The organism is Moorena sp. SIO4E2 (assembly GCF_010671945.1).
Taxonomy (GTDB): domain Bacteria; phylum Cyanobacteriota; class Cyanobacteriia; order Cyanobacteriales; family Coleofasciculaceae; genus Moorena; species Moorena producens.
The window spans coordinates 1-1,501 of sequence record NZ_JAAHIE010001169.1 but is presented as its reverse complement, the minus strand read 5'-3'; the positions used below and the strand labels follow the sequence as shown (position 1 = coordinate 1,501).

Sequence of the window (1,501 nt, the reverse complement as noted above, 5' to 3'; positions counted from 1 at the left end):
TTGAGGGTGCTAATAGTAACCAGCCAGCAGTAATTGGTCGAGTTGTGCCAGGAGAGCCCGATTCTTGTATACCGGATTGGTCAGTGGTGGCAGTGGTGAGTCGGGGTAGGGATGATGGGGGAAGACCCCTTTCAGTGTATCGTTATTTCCTCTGTCAGGGGGCAGATAGTCTCTGGAAAATCCTGAGCTGGATGGAGGACTATGAGCAGCGAGTAGGCCATCTGCCTGTTTTTAATCCTTTTGAGACTAGACTAGATCCTTCACAAGAGATTTCTATACCACCTGAAATCCCCTCAGAGAAACTTGAGCACAAGTTTGAGCATAAGTCTGTACCGATAGTGCTCTCATGGGAGTATCAGTATAATTTAAGACTGATTAACAAAATAGCTGAAATAAAAGCTGGAGCTGAGCCTGTGTCCTGGGCTTACAATGCTGAAGCCTTAGAGAACCCTTGGAGCTTTGTTCTGATTCATCCAGCCAGTGAGCGTGCCTATGGAAGTTTTCTGCAACTGAAGGCTAATCGTCCTTTAGCTCTGATGCCAGCAACGGTGGACGAACAGGCACTCAAGTCAGCAATTAAAAGCTTGATCAACAGTTCTCAGGTGAAATCAGAAGCTGTTCTCAAGATAGCAGGGGCATTAGGGAACCAAAAAATTACTTCAGACTACTGGCACAGGTTATTTGATGGTGAAGGAGCCCAACATGCTCTGACTCATAACTTATATACTCCTCAATTCGTAAGATTAATAACTCTCAGAGCCATGGTGATTCCAGAAACCCTACCAGAGTTTTTGGATTGGTTGAATATCAAGGGTGGTAGGCAGAAACCTGACAACAATCAAGTGATATCTTTAGAGTTTCAAGAGGCTATTGGTTCCAAACTCCCACCGGCTCAATTGGCTAGGGGCATCAAACTTATCCTGCCTAAACTGCTGGAAAAAAAAATCACTCCTGAAGCTGTTCATTGGTTGCTGGCAGCTCCTCACAGTGCCTGGAAGTATTACCGCAAGCAGTTTATCAATGATGTTCAAGCTGATTTAGAAGTGATTAGTAGTTTTAATCGGCGGTCATATAGTTCAGAGTCCAACTCTTTACGTTGTGGAGATAAAATTTGGAATAAATTAATCAATTTTTTGCGATTAATTCGCCGCCGACATAGATACTATGAACCTTATTACAAGCCTCTAGCTAAATTGTTTGAATGGCTGAGAGAGTATCGTTTAGCTGCCTATTTTTATCAGGTTGCTTTTGGTGGAGTACCAAAGGAAATATTTAGTAAAGCTTTTTCAAATTCACGTAAATCGGTTCAAGACGCTTTTGGATTGCCTATCAAACCAAGGATGACTCCACAAGAACAAATAAGTAAGCAATCTTCTGGAATTTTAAAATTTATTATAGAAAATATAGAAATATTTTGTATTATTATAGGATTATCATTGGTTTCCGTAACTATTACTTATACATTGAGTGAAATTCTAACAGCTCAATCTCCAAAGCCGAC

Annotated in this window: 1 pseudogene; it reads left to right on the top strand. The window is 41.3% G+C overall.

Going from position 1 to position 1,501, the window contains the following annotated elements:
• Window positions 1–1,501: pseudogene (locus F6K37_RS41835) on the top strand (hypothetical protein); the annotation flags it as partial.